The following is an 18,105-nucleotide window of genomic DNA, read 5'->3' as shown; positions in this document are numbered from 1 at the left end:
AAGTAAAAAGAACAGCAGCCTTAAAACTCCCGTACTGCCCTAAAGTCTAGTTTAAGCTGCAGGCTGAGGTTGGTGGCGCTTTTGTAATAGTTCTACGGCTTGTCTTAACAGCGGTTCGTCCATGTGATGTACTTCCACACCTTCCCCGATCTTATTTAGCAGCATAATAGTGAGCTTTCCTCCCAGGTGCTCCCTAAACTCCTGCAGGCCCTTGATTACGCTAAGCTGATCGGAGCCTGCTTCCCGCTGTGACAGCTGGGGCACGTACAGCTCAAAACCCAACTCTTCCAGTAGCTGCAGCACGTCCTCTGCTTCTTCCCGCGTGAGCATGCCTTTCAACATCGAATAGGTCACGTCCAGGGCCATGCCGATGGCAACGGCCTCACCGTGGCGCAGTTGGTAGTCGGAAAGCTGCTCGAGTTTATGGGCTGCCCAGTGGCCGAAGTCCAGGGGACGGGAGGAGCCGGTTTCGAAGGGGTCGGCTCCGCCAATGTGCTCCACGTGCATTTCGGCGCAGCGGTGGATCAGCTTTTGCATGGCCGCCATGTCGCGCTTGGCTAGCTTTGCCGCGTCCCGTTTGATAGCCTGGTAAAAGGCCGCGTCCTTAATCAGGGCCACCTTGATGGCCTCAGAGATGCCCGAGCGCCAGTCCCGGTCATGCAAGGTCAGTAGGAAGTCACTGTCGTTGATCACGGCAAAAGGTGGGGCAAAAGTCCCCAGGAAGTTCTTTTTGCCAAAGGAGTTGAAGCTGTTTTTTACACCCACGGCCGAGTCATCCTGTGCGAGCACGGTGGTCGGGATGCGAATGTGGCGAATGCCCCGGTGGGCGATGGCGGCGGCAAAGCCTGCCATGTCCAGCACGGCGCCGCCGCCGATGGCGATCAGGTATGAGTGCCTGTCGATGCCGTGCTCGTTTACGGCAGAAAGCAAGTCCATGAGCAGGGGCGTACTATTCTTCACCTCCTCACCGCCTGTGATGGTCAGGGGGGGCGCCAACAGCTTTACATGTTCTTTATGCTGCGCGGTATAAAGTTCGATGTCCTGTACAAGGTTTGGGTGCGCTTCTGCCACGCCGCTGTCTAGCACGAAAAACACTTTGCGTGGCCCGCTGCCCTTGTCCTGCTGCAGTACTTCTGTTAATAAGGTGTTATCTGCCTTAAAAAGGCCTGCGGTAAAGTAAACCCCATACCTAAACTGCACTGTAAACGACTGTTCAATTGTCCTCATGATCGGGGAGTTCTGAATTTGTAAATCTTGCATGCTGCTAGCTTATCCATCCTTAAGCAGGGAGTGCAAAAGCTTTTTCCCGACTAAGGATGGATAAGATACAGACATTCTCTCTAAAAGAACAATGCGTAACGCATAAGAATTCTATGTGACGGCAAAGTTACGGGCAATGTAGAGAGACACAGGCAGCAGGAGGAGCACCAGCAAGCCATACTGCCAGCCCGCAAAGCCCGCGGCCATACTGGCGTCCAGCACGATAAGCGAGAGCACCCCTGCTTTTACCGCCTTCATGATAAGCTTGGGCTCTTTCGCTGACATAGCTTTGAGGAGGGGAGGGAAGATGAGGTAGGCAAATAGCAGCAAAAAGGGAATGCAGTACACAAGGTTAAACTGTGGCAGTGCCGCCAGGCTAATAATTCCCGCGAAAACGGCTGCATACATAAACACGGCGCCTTTCAGGGCTGCCTGGTTTCCGCCGTGCACTTCGCCCCGGCTCACCATGGTAATGGCCGAAATGTACACGATCGGGATAAGGGCGATAAACCATAGCTCTTCCAGGGCGGCAGGCACGGCGCTTACGCCGAGCAGGAGGTTGCCCCCGCGACAGGCGCCCATGTTCACAGGTCCCAGGAGAGACTGGTGCTTGCCTTTCCAGTCGTACAAGAGGGCGAGCAAGGCCACAATGGTGGCAATAGCGGCACTCATCGCGGACACTTGCCAGGCCGCAAATACCCCACCTACAAGGAGGAGAGCACCTAAGGTAGTAGCACCAGCCAGGGTAGCCCTTCCGCTTGGGATGGGTCTCTCCGGCCGTTCTACGCGGTCCAGCTCTGCGTCAAACACATCGTTAAATACCACACCACCGCCGTACAGGCCAATGGTCGATAGCACAAGCCACCCCAGGGGGTGTAGGTTTTGGGCACTAAGATCTACTTCAAAAAGCGACAGCAAAGCGCCCGACGCTGCGTAACCCATCATAATGTCAGCAATGGCGGTTACGATATTGGCCGGGCGCATGAGCCGCAGGTAAGCTCCTACCTGGGCCATTAGCGAACGATGTTTGAGTCCAGTTCGCCTGAGGTGTTGATGTCGCCAACCACAGGTGTCTGACCGCCTCTGAGAACAGAGTTGTCTGAGAACTTCTCACGCTGGTCAACATTTGCGGGTGTCAGCCAGTCTGATTCGTGCATCTGCCCGCTTTTACCAAAGGAGTCGAGGGCATTCTGGTAGCATACTTTACGCACGTCCTCCGGGTCAATGCCGCGCTCCAGCATCAGGGAGGCTGTCTTTGGCACGGAGAGCGGATCGCTGATGCCCCAGTCTGCAGAACTGTTGACGATGATGCGCTCGGACCCGTATTTTTTCACCACTTCCACCATGCGCTCATTGCCCATTTTGGAGTTCGGGTAGATGGTGAAAGCAGCCCAGAAGCCTCTGTCCAGCACGTCCTTCACGGTTTCTTCGTTGTTGTGATCCACTACCACCATGTCCGGGGCGATGCCATGCTCCAGGCAAACCTCCATGCTTTTAATGGTGCCGGCTTTTTTGTCGCGGTGAGGGGTGTGGATCTGCACCGGCAGGTTCACTTCTTTCGATAGCTCCAACTGTGCCCGGAAGTACTTGTCCTCGGCTTTGGTCTGGTCGTCGTAGCCAATTTCGCCCACGCCCACTACGCCTTCCTTGTACAGGAACAGGGGCAACAGCTCCATTACCTGTTCGGCAAGGGCTTCGTTATTGGCCTCTTTTGAGTTCAGGCCGATGGTGCAGTAGTGCTTGATGCCGAACTGGCTTGCCCGGAAGCGCTCCCAGCCTACCAGGCTGCTGAAGTAGTCTTTAAAAGAGCCGGCCTCTGTGCGGGGCTGCCCCAGCCAGAAAGCAGGTTCGATGATCGCCACAATACCGGCCTTGCGCATGCGCTCGTAATCATCGGTCGTGCGCGAGGTCATGTGTACGTGCGGGTCTATCAGAAGCATGTTGTTCGTATTCATAATTTTATTTTATCTAAGGGTGATTCTTTTATTGTAAGGCCAGGGTTTTGTTGCCGATCAGTCTCCAGCTAAGTTCGCCGCTTTCGAGGCGGTTTTTCAGCAGCGGGTGCTGGTCCAGGAGCTCTTTGGCAGGCACAAAATTGCTTTGCGCACAGGCAAGAGCGGCTGCCTCCTGTTGTACCTCGTCGGGGTGGGCGAACAGTTTCTTGATGTCCTCCAGGATGGTTTCATCGATAAATGGCCCAATAGGTCGCCACAGCTCAGGAGACACAGGGCGTCCGGCAGCCCAGCGCTCATGCGCGTAGTCCGACAGCATGCGGGCCAGCTCAGGGTTGCTGCGCTTTTCGATGCCGTAAATACGGTAGAGGGGCTTTCCCACAAACAGCGTCTTGAGGACCAGTTGATTCCAGGCCTCTTCCGTCATGTAGTCGGCAGGGTAGGGGTTATCCAGGGCCACGGCCTCGTACACATCCCCCATGTTGGTGCGCACACCCTCGGCTGCACGCTCCGTAAACAATTCCGGGTGCGGCAACAGGGGCAGGCTTCCGTACAAGGCCACGAGTTCACCCATGTCGGCTGTGCTGAAGAGGGTTTCTACCCTGCGCTGAAACGCCTTCGCGTCCTGGTGAGGAAGGGAGAGCAGCAGCAGGGTGCGGGCAGCCTGTGCAGCTGACCAGGCAGAGGGGTTAAAGCCCTCCCGCAGCTCCTCTGCCTTTTGTAAGTCTTGGTCTGTTAGCTGCAGCGGGCTTTTTCCAACAAACCGGGGAGCGGCGCTAAAGGATAGAAAAAGGTCCTTGTCTTTTGCGTTCTCCGAGCTTAAAAGCTCCGTTTTCTGCTGAAGCCACTCCATGCCTTGCGGCGTGGTGCTTCGTACTATGATTTCTTTGAGGAATGTCTGGGTGGAGGGGATGTTTGCCTGGATCATAGTTCCGTTTGTTTGATGGCTGTATCAGCCGTTAGGGGCACAGCTGCTTTTGCCTGCCGCACCTTTCACTCAGTTTTATATATAGTAAAACTTACATATACTGCTGCATGACAAACGTGCCCAGGGAAAGAACGTTCAGATCCTCTCTTTCTTAGGCCACACACGTTTTTGCTGTGCAACTCCTGTAAGCTTTGCTACGCCAGCCGCAACAAAGCAGCTACAAGTAAAGGTAAAAAGAATGATGAAAAGATATAAGCCTACGAAAGAGGAAATTTTAGCGGCTGCCGGAAAGACCGTGCCCGACCTGATCGCACCAGACCTCAGGGTGCTCTTTTGCGGGATCAATCCCAGCCTCTATACTGCTGCCACCGGCTACAACTTTGCCCGGCCCGGCAACCGGTTCTGGCCTACCTTGCATGCTGCAGGGTTTACACCCCGGCGGCTACAACCCGAAGAGCAACAGGAACTGCTTAGTTACGGTTGCGGGATCACCAATTTTGTGGAACGGGCCACCGTTGCCGCCGCAGAGTTAAATAAGCAGGAATTGGTAGCGGGAGGGAAGCTGCTTGTTGAAAAGGTGCTGCACTACAAGCCCCGGGTGCTGGCGATGCTGGGCGTCACCGCCTACCGGGACGCCTTTGGCCGCCGGGACGCGGCAATAGGGCTACAACCCGAAACGATTGGAGACACGAGATTATGGGTGCTCCCCAACCCCAGTGGGCTGAATGCCCACTATACTCCGGATGCCCTGGCCCGGGTGTACGGGGAGTTGCGGGAGGCTCTTTAGTAAGTTGCACTACTAGTTGGTGCAATTGCATTAAGGGTGAAATGTGAATTTAAAGTATTGTGGTTTAGGTATATAGGGCTGGTATGGTAAAAAAAGGGAGAAATTTTAGTGCAATTATACAACCTGTCGGCCCTGATGGGAGTATAAAGCCTGTTTCTTGCCCTTTAGGGATGGTTTTGAAGGAATAGCCTTGCCGGGCAAAATAATGTTGTAACTTGGTTTAAGTCAATGGTTTGCCCCTGTAATTACCACCTCTAAATCCGTTTACCCATAAAAAAGTGCTGTTCACCTAATTTTTGTTCTTTGTTGAAGTAACGCAGTATAAATTTGAACTATAATAACTTTTAGGATGTGTGCTAGATAGAAAAAGCAGTAATTATGAGAGAGTTAGAAAGACTACAAAACGGACTTAGTAAAAGCAAAACATTATTGTACAAGCCTGATCAGGAAGGTCTGGCTTGCTCCTTCGTAAACGGAGGACTGGTGATTGATTCTTTCACCATTGAGGACGGCGTGCTGGCAGATGCCCTTGCCAAGAAAGGTGTAAATGGGGTTGTGGAGGGAAGTAACTTTGAAATGCTGAAGAACAACTATGAGTGGTTTTCGCTTCACGTGAAAAGCAAAAAGTTGTACCAGGAACTTGAAAGTAGCCTCTAGTCCAAAAACACCCTGATCGCATCAAGCAGTACTCCTCAGAAAACTGCTGAGCATTCTTTAAGAAGCACAAAGGGCCACTCCTCATCGGGGAGTGGCCCTTTGTTTTTATTTCCGTGTCCGCCTCACGGCTGTCTTTGGTAAGCCTTTTGCTTTTAAAGTGAGCTTCCTAGGGCATTATTGAACGCCTCCGGCCCCGTTGCCGTCGCCCTGCTTGGTGTCGTCGTTGCGGATGCTGCGTTTACGACGTGGCTTTGACTTTTCCATCTTGCCAAAGCGGTAATCGAAAGAGACACGCGCGCCGCGGTTGTAGTTGTTGATGCGGATGTGTTGCTCGTAGTCGATTGCGTTTACATCGTTCTTCATCTTCATGGACTCCCGGAAGGGGTTGTCTAAGCCCAGGCTGATGCCGCCCTTGCCTTCGAACAGCTCTTTTTTAAAGGCCAGCGTGTGGTAAGAGAAGGCGGCAAAGCTGCCCTGCAATTGCACCCTGCGGGAGTTAAAGCCTCCGTTGAACTGGGCGCTGAAGCCTTTGCCGAAGTTATAAGAGGAATTCATGTTGATGTTGTACATCCAGCCGCTGTTTTGATACTGGCTGCTCTCCAGGTCGACAAAGTAGATGTTAGAGCTACCGCCGATTGTCCAGGCGTTCACCGGCTTTACCGATCCGAACAGGCTGATACCGTAGGTCTTGTTTACCGCTACGTTCGCAAACGTGAGCACGGTGGTGTTGCCCTCCATTTGCGGTACTGTCTCAATCGCGTTATCTGTCTGGCGCATGTATAGGCTAGAGGAGATAGAGGTGGTCTTGAAGAAGGTGCTGTAGCCCAGCTCATAGAGGTTCGTAAGTTCGGCGTCGAGGTTCGGGTTACCGCGCACCACCGTGCCAGGGGCCTGCTCCTGATCAAAAGGATTCAGGAAGAACAGGGACGGACGCTGAATACGCTGGGTAAAGTTAGCCTTTAGTGTGTGCTTTTCTTTTAAAGTATAGGAGAAGGCCACACTCGGGATAAAGTTGCTGTAACTGTCTGAGAACGCTTGCCCGGCGGTAATCAGGTCAGCCCCGATCTCGGTTTGCTCAAAGCGGCCACCGAGCTTCACGTTTAGCTTTTTCTGAATGGCGAAGCCATACGTCAGGTAGGAGGCGTACACGTCCTGGTTGTACACAAACTCCTCCCGCTCGGTTTCCTCCCGGTCTCCAAACACGTCCCGGTAAATACCGTCACTGCTCACATCCCGGAAGATAGACTTTGCCCCGATTTCGAGGGTTGTCTTGTTCTCAAAGGGGTGCACGTAGTCCGCCTGGAAAGTAAACTCGTTGTTGCCACCGTCGTTGTTGTTGCGCTGCAGGTAGAAGGGGCCTTCGCCCTGGTAGTAGCGGTCCTGGTAGTTGCGGGTGTCCGCATCCGATATCGTGTACTGCGAGAGAATCGCCAGCTCCTGTCCGGGCTTCTCAAAGGTGTGCACAAAGTCCAGGTTCATGTCGGTGCCCTGCCGTTTGTTGCGGTTCTTTATATCCGTCAGGAAAGACTCGTCCACCTGCTCCATGCCCCCTTCCGTGACCAGTTGGCGCTGGCTGTTCTCCATGTTAAACTGGCCGGCGTTGCGACGTATGCTGCCAGACAAACTGTTCTTTGGGGTAATCTCGTAATCGAAGCCCAGTTGCGCGTTCATAAAGCCGCCGCGCATCCTGGTGTCGCCAAACTGCTCACGAATTCTGCGGGAGGCAGCCTCCTGCCCGTACTTTGGCGAAATGGTAACATTGCTCATGTCGCCATGGTTGTAAAACTGCACGGTGCTGGCGCTGGCGTTAACGCCGAATTTGCCGCGGCGCACATTCACGCTGCCGTTCCCATTGCTGGAGCGGGTGCCCCCCGTGGCGCTGATGGAGCCGCTAACGCCCTCCAGGCCCCCGTCTTTTTTGGTGATGATGTTGATGATGCCGGCAGTACCCTCCGCATCGTACTTGGCAGAGGGGCTGGTGATCACTTCTACCGACTTGATCATGTCCGCCGGGATCTGCTTCAGGGCATCGGCCACGCTGCCCGCCATGATGGAAGAGGGCTTGTTGTTGATGAGTACCCGCACGTTAGCGCTGCCGCGCAGCTGTACGTTGCCGTCCGTGTCCACAGAGAGAGCCGGCACTTTTTGCAGTACGTCCGCAGCGTTTCCGCCCGTGTTGGTGATGTCTTTCTCGGCGTTATAAACCGTGCGGTCTATTTTCTCTTCCACCAGCGGCTTTTCTCCGGTAATCACCACTTCACTTAGTTTCTTTGTATCAGTGGCCAGAGACACAGTACCCACGTTTACCTCAGCATTGTCTGACGTTACGGCGACATTTTCTACTGCCTTGAGCTGGTACCCCAGAAAGGATACGTTAAGCGTGTATTTACCTGCCGCTACTTTCTGTAGGGTAAAGCGTCCTTTCTCGTCTGCCATGGTGCCATCGATAGGCTTGCCCGTGCCTGGGTTAATCAGGGCTATTGTGGCAAACTCAATCGGTTGTTTTGTGTCGGCATCCACAACCACGCCGCTCACCCTGGCGTTGCCTTTGGGAGCCAGGGTACCCGGCTGTGCTGTCTGTGCCTGCTGCGGCCTGGCCTGCGGAGCTTGTGCCAGCACAGCTGTCGTGCTCAGTCCCAGCAGGATTATAAGTAAATTCTTCTTCATAGTTCTCTCTTTTAAAATGGGTAGGAGCAGGAAGTTGGTGTTAAAGTATGCGCGAAGGCACGTTACTGCGGCTCTACAATCCAAAGTAAGGGTGCCTTTTCCAACTGTTAAAACAGAATATACTAATACATCTCATTTCTATATGAATAGCCCGAACTAACCGATGAGCCTTTGGTAGGCAGAATCGGCTTTTTAGTCGGGAATAAAGAGCCTGTGGAAAAAGGTTGCCTCTGGGAGGGGGACAGCAAGGAAGTTGCCCGGTCTGCTACTGAACAGAAGCCTGAAGAAAACAGAGAGAAGCAGGGCAGGGAATAAAAAAACAAGAGCGGAGGGAACACCGCGCCCGGGTGTTCATGTTGGCAGCAGAAGAAGGCTTCTGTTAACGGTTTTTAAAAAAAACGCAGCATTTAAGAATAAAGTAAACTTTCTTTTGTAAATTTGTCGCAAATACTATTGCTGCATAGCGAGAAATTTATAGACGAAGAGGCGAGAGAACAGGCTCATTGACCCTCTGGCAACCATCTGCATAGAAAGGTGCCACGTCCTGCCCAACAAAGGGAAAATATAAATTACACAACAATGAACAAGACAAGAGGCTTTTTCCATTCTCAAGAGGCTATACTGCTTGCCCCTGCCATTACTAATATTGCCACATCCCGCTCCCTGATGTGTTGTTGCTGTTGTTCCTGTTAAGGAAACCCACGCTTATTTTCCCTGTCGTCCCGTAGCTCTTCCACGCAGAGGACTAACCCTACAGGGCTTTTTTATCCCTATTTAAGGAACGCTTACCCGCACCAGGCCAATGTACTGGTTAGGTAAAAGTACACAGTAACACAAACATGTCTACCGTCTCTTTTACATGCAAACCGCTTGTAGTAGCCAAGCTACAGAATAAAAGCTTTTACCCGGTTCCAGAGGCAGGTACCGCTCTTGCTTTTCCTTTACTTTTTACAGGAAGGGCCTGTTGCTACCCTTGTTGAAGCTGCTCTTCTCATACATTAACAGCATAGTTTTAATTAAAATCCCGGTGAATAAGAACGGGAAACAGTTTTAACCCGGCAGCGGATACCCGCCGTCCTCTTACAAATCCTAACCCGATGCAAAGTTTTAGATCAGAAATAGAAAATCCCTTAGTAGAGAAGGATATCATTGAGCTGGAGAAAAAGATCCGCTTATACCGCGAGGGAAAGCTTCAGGAAGACAAGTTCAAGAGCCTGCGCCTGGCCCGTGGCGTGTACGGCCAGCGTCAGTTAGGGGTGCAGATGGTGCGCATCAAGCTGCCTTTCGGCCGCATGACGACCCAGCAACTTACCCGGATCGCCGCTATATCCGATGAGTACTCTACCGGTAACCTGCACCTGACCACGCGCCAGGATATCCAGATACACTACGTGAGCCTGGACAGAACCCCGGAGCTGTGGGCTAACCTGGAGAAGGATGACGTGACCTTGCGGGAGGCCTGCGGTAACACCGTGCGTAACGTGACAGCCTCGCCGGAGGCAGGCATCGATCCGGAAGAGCCTTTTGATGTGTCCCCTTACGCGGATGCTACTTTTCGCTACTTCCTGCGCAACCCTATTTGCCAGGACATGGGCCGAAAGTTCAAGATGTCCTTCTCGTCCAGCGACGCGGACACGGCCATGTCTTACATGCACGACCTGGGCTTTATCCCGAAGGTAAAGGAGGAGAACGGCCAGACTGTGCGCGGCTTTAAAGTGATGATCGGGGGCGGACTGGGAGCACAGCCAGCCCTGGCACATACCGCGTATGAGTTCCTGCCAGAGGATAAGGTGATTCCGTTGATCGAAGGGGTGTTGCGCATCTTTGACCGCCATGGCGAGAGGAACAACCGTAACAAGGCGCGTTTCAAGTACCTGATCGCAAAGCTTGGCCTGGAGGAGGTGATGCGCCTCGTGAACGAAGAGTATAAAGCCTTGAAGTCGCACGCCTTTGAGGTAGACAAAAACGCCGACTTCCGACCAGCGCTGCCAGCAGCCGGCGAAATCCCTGACTTTGTGATCGAGGACACAGACAAGTATAACAAGTGGCTGAAGACAAATGTGTTTCAGCAGAAGCAGGAAGGGTACTACGGCGTGTACATCAAAGTGTTGACCGGCGATATCAGCAGCGATACGGCCAGAGCCCTCGTGCCCCTGGTGCGTGGGTACGCCGCAGATGACATCAGGGTAACGCAGGGCCAGAACCTGTTGCTGAAATTTGTGCGGGAAGAGGTTCTTCCGTACTTCTTCGCAAGATTAGATGAACTGGGGCTTGCTGAGCCGGGCTTCAACAGCGTGGCCGACATTACCACCTGCCCCGGTACGGATACCTGTAACCTGGGAATCTCCAACAGCGTGACTGCTGCCAAGGTGCTTGAGGAGGTGATTGTTAAGGAGTACCCTGAATTGCTGTTTAACAGAGACATCAAGATCAAGATGAGTGGCTGCATGAACTCCTGCGGCCAGCATGGCATGGCGAACCTTGGTTTTCACGGTTCCTCTTTAAAGAGTGGCAAGAGTGTTATCCCGGCCCTGCAGGTGCTGTTAGGCGGTGGTACCGTGGTGAACGGAGAAGGCCGTATCGCGCAGAAAGTCCTGAAAGTGCCGAGCAAGCGTGGTCCGGAGGTGGTACGCTCGGTAATCAACGATTACCAGGCCAATAAGCAGGAAAATGAGCGCTTTAACGAATACTACGACCGAAACGGGAAAGACTACTTTTATCAGCTGCTAAAGCCCCTTGCCGACCTGACCACACTCACAGCGGATGATTTCGTTGACTGGGGGCATCAGGAGCAGTTCGAGACAGCCATTGGGGTGGGGGAGTGCGCCGGTGTCATGATTGATCTCGTAGCGACCTTGCTGTATGAGTCTGATGAGAAACTGGAGTGGGCCGCCGAGGCATTGCAGGAACAGCGCTACGCCGATGCCATCTACTATGGCTATGCCTCATATGTCAGCACGGCAAAAGCCCTTCTCCTGGATAAGGATGTAAAGTGTAACACACACGCCGGCATCATCCATGACTTTGACACACATTTCGTGGCAGAGGGTGTTTTCAACTTTAGCCCTGACTTTAAGAGCGAAGTGCTGCAGATAAATCAGAACGAGCCAGGGGAAGCTTTTGCAAAGGACTACCTGAACAGGGCCCTGGTGTTTCTGCAGGAAGCCACCCGCTACAGGCAAGAGCAACGCCAAAAGCCAGCCTTTGAGGCCTTGTAGTAGTTTAAATGAAGAGTGATAATGGCATGGCTGTCGGAGGGTGAGGAAGCCTGGCAGGCAGTCATGCAATTATTAGATTAGCCGAAACTGAACAGAATGGCATCTAGAAGAAGAGAAATAAACAGTGCGGGCTATCTTGCGCCAACTGAAGCAACTGCAAAAAAGCAGGCCCGGCTGACGTTGGTGGGAGCAGGACCCGGCGATGCGGACCTGATCACCCTGAAGGGAATTAAAGCGCTGCAGCAGGCGGATGTAATCCTGTATGATGCGCTGGTGAACCCGGAGCTGTTGGAACATGCCGAGGCCGCTACGCCTAAAATATTTGTAGGGAAGCGGGCAGGGGCGCACCACCTGAAACAGGAAGAGATTAACCAGCTGATCGTGGAGTCCGCCTTTGCCTATGGCCATGTGGTGCGTTTAAAGGGAGGTGATCCTTTTGTGTTTGGCCGCGGCTACGAGGAGTTAGCTTACGCCGATAAATTTAACATTACCACAGCCGTGGTCCCGGGTATATCCAGCTCTATTGCTGTGCCAGAGCTACAGCAAATCCCACTCACCATACGAGGCGTGAATGAGAGCTTCTGGGTAATTACAGGCACCACGCGTTCCGGTGAGGTATCGAAGGACCTTTACCTGGCGGCTCAGTCCGAAGCTAGTGTTGTTATCCTGATGGGGTTAAGCAAGCTTGCACAGATCGCGGACCTCTTTGCAGAGGTAGGGAAAGCCGATACGGCAGTTGCTGTTATTCAAAACGGTTCTTTGCCGGATGAGCGCGTGGTGTTAGGCAATGTCAATAACATTGTAGAGCGGGTACAGGCGCATAGTGTCAGTGCCCCGGCTATTATTGTAATAGGGGAGGTGGTGAATTACCATCCGTCCCTGCGCTATGCCCTGGAGGTAGGCGTAACGAAACCGGCCCGGGAAATGGCGACGGTGTAAGGATGAGTAGTTTAGAGGCTTTAACAAAATTAAATGGATAAAACGCCAGACGTAACGGAAAGCTCCTCTGCCGAGGCGGTACAGCCCAAAGCAAACCCATTGTTTCCGGTCTTTCTCAAACTGGAAGAGCTACAGACGCTGGTAGTGGGCGGCGGCGCGGTGGGGCTTGAGAAACTGTCTGCAATACTGGCCAATAGCCCCAAAGCAAGTGTGGTGCTGGTAGCCCCGGAGATACACGTGGACATCTGGGCACTGGCGGCGAAGCACCCGCAGGTAGAACTGATCGCGCGTGAGTTTCGGGAGGAGGACCTGGCAGGCCAGGACCTGGTGCTGGTGGCGACGGACGACCATGTGCTGAACGTAACCATCCGGGACCTGGCGAAATCGCGCAAGATTTTAACCAACGTGGCCGACACCCCGCAGCAGTGCGACTTTTACCTGGGCTCTATTGTGCAGAAGGGAAGCCTGAAGCTGGCGATTTCGACCAACGGCAAGTCGCCAACAGTCGCAAAGCGCCTGAAGCAGGTGTTGAATGAGGCCTTGCCAGAGGAAATGGAGCAGGTGCTCGATAAGTTGACCCAAATACGGGCACAACTGAAAGGCGACTTCGCTTACAAGGTAAAGCGGCTGAATGAGGTAACGGAGCTGCTGGTGGAGCCAGCCAATGCACCGGCCACTACCAGAAAGAAGAAGGAGAGCAAGTACAGCCTGAAGGTTGTATTGATGCTTCTCTTTGCTGCCCTCTCCCTGATGATAACAGGCCACCTGCTTTTCAGCTACGTCCCGTTCAGCACCATCGGGGCGGTGGCCATGGATGTGGCAGCGCAGATAGACCAGGAAATATTGATCTTCATCCTGGCTGGCTTTGTGGCGCAGTTGATTGACGGTGCCTTAGGGATGGCGTACGGCGTGAGTGCCACCACCTTCCTGCTTAGCTTCGGCGTGTCGCCGGTGGCGGCGAGTGCCAGCGTGCATGCCTCCGAGATCTTTACCTCGGGGGTGTCTGGCTGGATGCACCTGAAGTTTGGCAACGTGAACAGCAAACTGTTTAAGACAATTGTGTTTCCGGGAGTACTGGGGGCTATTGTAGGGGCCTTCCTGCTGTATACACTAGAGGAGTACCTGTACCTGATCAAGCCGGTCGTGGCAAGCTATACCCTGTTCCTGGGTATTCTGATCATTCGGAAAGTGCTGAAGAAGCATGTGCAAAAGAAGCCTGTGAAAAGGCTGGGCATGCTGGGCGCCATCGGTGGATTTATGGATGCTATTGGCGGCGGCGGCTGGGGGCCTATCGTTTCTTCCACCCTTATTGCCAAAGGCCGGCATCCCATGTACACCATTGGCTCAGTGAACCTGGCCGAGTTCTTTGTGTCTTTTGCCAGCTCTGCTGCCTTTATTTCCTTAATCGGGATTACGCATTGGCAGATCATAGTAGGCCTGATCTTAGGAGGTACCATTTCGGCACCGCTGGGAGCGATGCTGGCCAGGAGGCTACCGGTTAAAACCATGATGATCATTGTCGGGATCGTTGTCATTATTGTCAGCCTGCGACTGATTTTTATGGCGCTTCCTTTTTAAGACGACGGATTTTTAGTACCATTAACAAACCGAGTAACAAGAGGTGCTCTATAAACGGTACCTCTTGTTTTAGTGCATAAACTATAAGCAGTAATACAGTTACATGTCTGATAAAGAAACAAAAGCGATCCGGATACAGGCCAAGCGCAGCCACAACCGGGAGCATTCTGTACCGCTCTACCTTACTTCCAGCTTCACGTATGAGAGTGCCGAGCAGGCGCGCGCGGTGTTTGCCGACGAAGAGGAAGGGAACATTTATTCCCGCTTCTCCAATCCCAACGTGGATGAACTGGTGGAGAAAATGTGCTACTTAGAGAAGGCCGAAGACGGCTTTGCCTTTGCCACCGGCATGTCGGCCGTGTTCACCAGCATGGCGGCCCTGCTAAAATCAGGTGACCACGTGTTGGCCAGCAGGGCCGTGTTTGGGTCTACGCACCAGCTGCTCACGAGCATCCTGCCCCGCTGGGGCATCACCCATTCCTACGCGGATGCGGGCAAGCCGGAGGAATGGGAAAGCCTGATCACGCCGCAGACCAAAATGATTGTGGTAGAGACGCCTTCTAACCCCGGCCTGGAGCTGATTGACCTGGAGTGGCTCGGAGAACTGAAGCAGAAGCACAACCTGATTCTGGTGGTAGACAACTGCTTTGCAACGCCTTTGCTACAAACGCCCACTGACTATGGAACCGATCTGGTGGTGCACTCTGCCACCAAGTATATCGACGGGCAGGGCCGCGTTTTGGGGGGCTTAGTGGTTGGCAAAGCGGAGCTTATCAAAGAAATCCGCTTCTTCTCGCGCCACACCGGGCCGGCTATGTCGCCGTTCAATGCCTGGGTCCTGTCCAAGAGCCTGGAGACCCTGTCCTTACGGATAAACAAGCACTGTGAAAATGCGTTGAAGCTTGCACAGGCGCTGGAAAATAACCCGGCTTTGGAAGTCGTGAGTTATCCTTTCCTGCCGTCCTTCCCGCAGTATGAGCTGGCCAAAAAGCAGATGAGCCAGGGGGGCGGAATCGTCACTTTCGTGGTGAAAGGAGGATACGATGCGGCAAAACGATTTATAGACGCCCTGCAGATAGCCTCCATCACCTCTAACCTGGGTGATACCCGAACAATTGTGACGCATCCGGCTTCGACCACCCATTCTAAACTATCAGACGAAGAAAAGGCAGCGACAGGCATCGCTGCCGGGCTGATCCGGGTTTCTGTCGGTTTAGAAAGCGTACAGGATATTATCGAGGACGTGGAGCAGGCTTTGGCGAAAGTTTAAGCCTGTTTCTCAATCTTATTTTTTGGACAAGAACATACAGTAGAAATTAATGGAAGTTAATTTAACACGCGTAGATGAGGATTTCCACTTCACCGGAGCAGGGGCATCCGGAGTAGAGGTACATATAGACGGTTCCCCGGAAATTGGGGGGCACAATGCAGGGGCACGCCCTATGGAGTTGCTGCTGATGGGGCTTGGCGGATGCAGCGCCATCGACATCATACAGATCCTGAAGAAACAGCGCCAGCAGATAGACTCCTTTCACATCAAGGTAACGGCTGAGCGGGTCCCCGGAGAGGTGCCTTCCCTGTTCAAGCAGATTCATGTGCACTTTACGGTAGGCGGTCCGCTGGAGGAAGAGAAAGTTGGCAAAGCGGTCAACCTGTCGATGGACAAATACTGTTCAGTGGCGGCTATCCTTTATAAAACGGCTACTATTACCCACAGCTTTGAAGTGGCAGCCGGAAAACAAAAGGCATCAAGCGAGGGAGTGTAAGCTAGTGGCACGTTCTACATCACACGCAGCACGAAATCTCTTTACGTTATAAAAAGAAAGAGCCACTGCAGAGTTCTGCAGTGGCTCTTTCTTTATTGCACAGGACCAGGAAGTCTTTCGACCTCTGTCCTGATACTTCTGTCCTTTTAGATCATGTAGTTAAGCTCACTCTCGTGGGTGATACTTGCCACCATGCCTGCGCCAACCGTTGTAAAGGAGGTCTCATCTACCAGGATAAAGCCACCGTTTGCCCGGTTGTCCTCATACTTGTCGAGCAGCAGCGGCGTGGCGGTCTTCAGCTGTACCCGGCAGATGTCGTTCAGTTGTACCTGGTCTGCGTCCAGGATGTTGTCCAGTCCGTTTACATCTACCTTATACTGTATCTGTCGCACAATGGCGCGCGTTTCAGTAGAGTTATGGCGCAACAACAGTTTGGCACCTGGTTTTAATGGCTTGTTGTTCATCCAGCATACCAGTGCTTCAAACTCCTTGGTTACCTCCAGGTTTTCTTCCTCCTTCACGATCACATCGCCACGGCTGATGTCTACATCGTCTTCTAACTGCAGCACGACAGACATCGGGGCAAAGGCCTCCTCCAGCTCTTTACCGCCTAGCTCTACCGACTTGATAGTGGACGTCAGACCGGAAGGCAGCACCGTTACTTTATCGCCTTTACGATAAGTACCGCTGATCACCTTACCCGCATAGCCTCTGTAGTCGTGGTGCTCGTGGGTATGGGGGCGAATCACGTACTGCACCGGGAAGCGGGCGTTCTCCAGGTTAAAGTCGCTGGAAACAGGTACCTGCTCCAGGTGCTCCAACAGGCTAGGGCCATTGTACCAGGGCATCAGCACAGAACGGTCTACCACATTGTCGCCTTTCAGCGCACTGATTGGAATAAAGGTGATGTCCTTTGCGTTCAGCTTCTTCGCAAACTGCTTGTAGTCTTCTACGATCTGGTTGTAAACTGTCTCATCAAAACCAACTAAGTCCATTTTGTTGATGCAGATCACCAGGTGGGGGATACCCAGCAGGGAGGAAATGATGGAGTGGCGGCGGGTTTGCTCCTGCACGCCCTTACGCGCATCGACCAGAATGATGGACAGGTTAGAGTTGGAGGCACCTGTTACCATGTTGCGGGTATACTGCACATGGCCAGGGGCATCGGCAATAATAAACTTACGCTTTGGTGTGCTAAAGTACTTATAAGCCACATCGATGGTGATGCCCTGCTCGCGCTCTGCCTTCAGGCCGTCCGTCAGCAGCGACAGGTCTACCTGTCCGTCTTCGTTTACTCTGCCAGAGCTTTCAATGGCTTCGAGTTGGTCGATGTAGATTTGCTTGGTGTCGTACAGCAACCTGCCGATGAGGGTGCTCTTGCCGTCGTCTACACTGCCTGCCGTTATAAATCTTAGTATATCCATTAAAAGTATCCTCCTTTCTTGCGGTCTTCCATCGCTGTCTCCGATAATTTATCGTCGATGCGGGTAGCGCCACGCTCACTTATTTTTGACTCGATGATCTCGGCAATGACCGCATCTACATCATAGGCCACAGATTCCACGGCCGCAGTACAGGTCATGTCGCCAACGGTGCGGAAACGCACTTTACGGGTCACGATCTCTTCTTCCGGATCACGGTAGATAAAGTCAGACCAGGCCATCAGTTTGCCATCGCGCACCAGGCACTCACGTTCGTGGGTATAGTAAATGTTCGGCAAGGCAATGTTCTCGCGCTTGATGTAATTCCACACATCCAGCTCCGTCCAATTGCTGATCGGAAAGGCACGGACATTCTCTCCCATGGCAATGCGACCATTGTAAGTATTCCATAGCTCCGGGCGCTGGCGTTTCGGGTCCCACTGGCCAAACTCATCTCTTACCGAGAAGATCCTTTCTTTGGCGCGGGCCTTTTCCTCATCGCGACGGGCACCGCCAATGCAGCAGTCAAAGCCAAACTCTTCGATGGTCTCCAGCAAGGTATAGGTCTGCAGGCCATTGCGGCTGGCATAACGGCCCTTGGCCTCTGAGAGGTTTTGCTTTTTGATCGTGTCTTCTACGTGGCGTACAATCAGCTTCTCGCCCAGGCGCTCCGCCAGCTCATCACGGTATTGGATTGCCTCCGGAAAGTTATGGCCTGTATCGATGTGCACCAGGGGGAACGGGAACTTGCCCGGACGGAACGCTTTCTCCGCCAGGCGAACCAGGGTGATAGAATCTTTACCGCCTGAAAACAACAGAGCGGGTTTCTGGAATTGCCCTGCTACCTCGCGCATGATGTGGATGGCTTCCGCCTCCAGCTGGTCGAGGTAATCAAGATATCTCTTGTCCATGCTTAATGTTAGGATGTTGAA

Annotated in this window: 14 protein-coding genes and 1 riboswitch; of the genes, 7 read left to right on the top strand and 7 right to left on the bottom strand. The window is 53.0% G+C overall.

Annotated features, from left to right (window positions below; translation table 11 throughout):
• Positions 1 to 51 precede the first annotated feature (51 nt).
• The 4 genes from CHB92_RS17835 to CHB92_RS17820 all read right to left on the bottom strand — a co-directional run bounded on the left by CHB92_RS17835 (position 52) and on the right by CHB92_RS17820 (position 4,140).
• Positions 52 to 1,260 carry a 3-dehydroquinate synthase gene (locus tag CHB92_RS17835; RefSeq protein WP_245842688.1) on the bottom strand — a complete coding sequence of 403 codons (1,209 nt, stop codon included), beginning with the start codon at positions 1,258 to 1,260 and terminating at the stop codon, positions 52 to 54.
• Positions 1,261 to 1,371: 111 nt separating this feature from the next.
• Positions 1,372 to 2,274 carry a UbiA-like protein EboC gene (gene eboC, locus CHB92_RS17830; protein ID WP_089320592.1) on the bottom strand — a complete coding sequence of 301 codons (903 nt, stop codon included), beginning with the start codon at positions 2,272 to 2,274 and terminating at the stop codon, positions 1,372 to 1,374.
• Positions 2,274 to 3,215 (bottom strand): TatD family hydrolase, encoded by a 942-nt coding sequence (locus CHB92_RS17825; RefSeq protein WP_245842685.1) that lies wholly within the window; start codon positions 3,213 to 3,215, stop codon positions 2,274 to 2,276. The genes eboC and CHB92_RS17825 overlap by 1 nt, the downstream gene beginning before the upstream one ends.
• Positions 3,216 to 3,243: 28 nt before the next feature.
• A complete protein-coding gene (locus CHB92_RS17820; protein WP_089320591.1) occupies positions 3,244 to 4,140 on the bottom strand; it encodes an EboA domain-containing protein in 897 nt (298 codons plus the stop codon).
• A gap of 238 nt (positions 4,141 to 4,378) precedes the next feature.
• Between CHB92_RS17820 and mug the strand changes: the two genes are divergently transcribed.
• Complete coding sequence (mug, locus tag CHB92_RS17815; protein WP_218824275.1) at positions 4,379 to 4,927, top strand: G/U mismatch-specific DNA glycosylase; 549 nt, start codon at positions 4,379 to 4,381, stop codon at positions 4,925 to 4,927.
• A gap of 378 nt (positions 4,928 to 5,305) precedes the next feature.
• Complete coding sequence (locus tag CHB92_RS17810; RefSeq protein WP_089320590.1) at positions 5,306 to 5,584, top strand: hypothetical protein; 279 nt, start codon at positions 5,306 to 5,308, stop codon at positions 5,582 to 5,584.
• Between the two features lie 174 nt (positions 5,585 to 5,758).
• Here CHB92_RS17810 and CHB92_RS17805 read toward each other — a convergent pair whose 3' ends face one another.
• A complete protein-coding gene (locus CHB92_RS17805) occupies positions 5,759 to 8,251 on the bottom strand; it encodes a TonB-dependent receptor domain-containing protein (RefSeq protein ID WP_089320589.1) in 2,493 nt (830 codons plus the stop codon).
• Between the two features lie 469 nt (positions 8,252 to 8,720).
• A riboswitch (SAM riboswitch) is annotated at positions 8,721 to 8,822 on the top strand.
• A gap of 526 nt (positions 8,823 to 9,348) precedes the next feature.
• Between CHB92_RS17805 and CHB92_RS17800 the strand changes: the two genes are divergently transcribed.
• From CHB92_RS17800 to CHB92_RS17780, 5 genes are all read left to right on the top strand, one after another.
• Positions 9,349 to 11,469 carry a HEPN domain-containing protein gene (locus CHB92_RS17800; protein WP_089320588.1) on the top strand — a complete coding sequence of 707 codons (2,121 nt, stop codon included), beginning with the start codon at positions 9,349 to 9,351 and terminating at the stop codon, positions 11,467 to 11,469.
• Positions 11,470 to 11,565: 96 nt separating this feature from the next.
• Positions 11,566 to 12,408 (top strand): uroporphyrinogen-III C-methyltransferase, encoded by an 843-nt coding sequence (cobA, locus tag CHB92_RS17795; RefSeq protein WP_089320587.1) that lies wholly within the window; start codon positions 11,566 to 11,568, stop codon positions 12,406 to 12,408.
• A 33-nt stretch (positions 12,409 to 12,441) separates the two neighbouring features.
• Positions 12,442 to 13,986 (top strand): TSUP family transporter, encoded by a 1,545-nt coding sequence (locus CHB92_RS26400; protein ID WP_089320586.1) that lies wholly within the window; start codon positions 12,442 to 12,444, stop codon positions 13,984 to 13,986.
• Between the two features lie 103 nt (positions 13,987 to 14,089).
• Positions 14,090 to 15,256: a trans-sulfuration enzyme family protein gene (locus CHB92_RS17785; RefSeq protein WP_089320585.1), complete on the top strand. Its 1,167-nt coding sequence runs from the start codon at positions 14,090 to 14,092 to the stop codon at positions 15,254 to 15,256.
• Between the two features lie 49 nt (positions 15,257 to 15,305).
• Positions 15,306 to 15,752: an OsmC family protein gene (locus CHB92_RS17780; RefSeq protein ID WP_089320584.1), complete on the top strand. Its 447-nt coding sequence runs from the start codon at positions 15,306 to 15,308 to the stop codon at positions 15,750 to 15,752.
• Positions 15,753 to 15,898: 146 nt separating this feature from the next.
• Here CHB92_RS17780 and CHB92_RS17775 read toward each other — a convergent pair whose 3' ends face one another.
• Positions 15,899 to 17,176, bottom strand: a complete 1,278-nt coding sequence (locus tag CHB92_RS17775; RefSeq protein WP_089320583.1) for a sulfate adenylyltransferase subunit 1 — start codon at positions 17,174 to 17,176, stop codon at positions 15,899 to 15,901.
• Positions 17,176 to 18,084 carry a sulfate adenylyltransferase subunit CysD gene (gene cysD / locus CHB92_RS17770; RefSeq protein ID WP_089320582.1) on the bottom strand — a complete coding sequence of 303 codons (909 nt, stop codon included), beginning with the start codon at positions 18,082 to 18,084 and terminating at the stop codon, positions 17,176 to 17,178. Before cysD ends, CHB92_RS17775 begins: the two co-directional genes overlap by 1 nt.
• Positions 18,085 to 18,105 lie beyond the last annotated feature (21 nt).

This window comes from Pontibacter ummariensis (assembly GCF_900188175.1).
Taxonomy (GTDB): Bacteria; Bacteroidota; Bacteroidia; order Cytophagales; family Hymenobacteraceae; genus Pontibacter; species Pontibacter ummariensis.
This window is presented reverse-complemented; position numbering and strand designations above follow the sequence as displayed.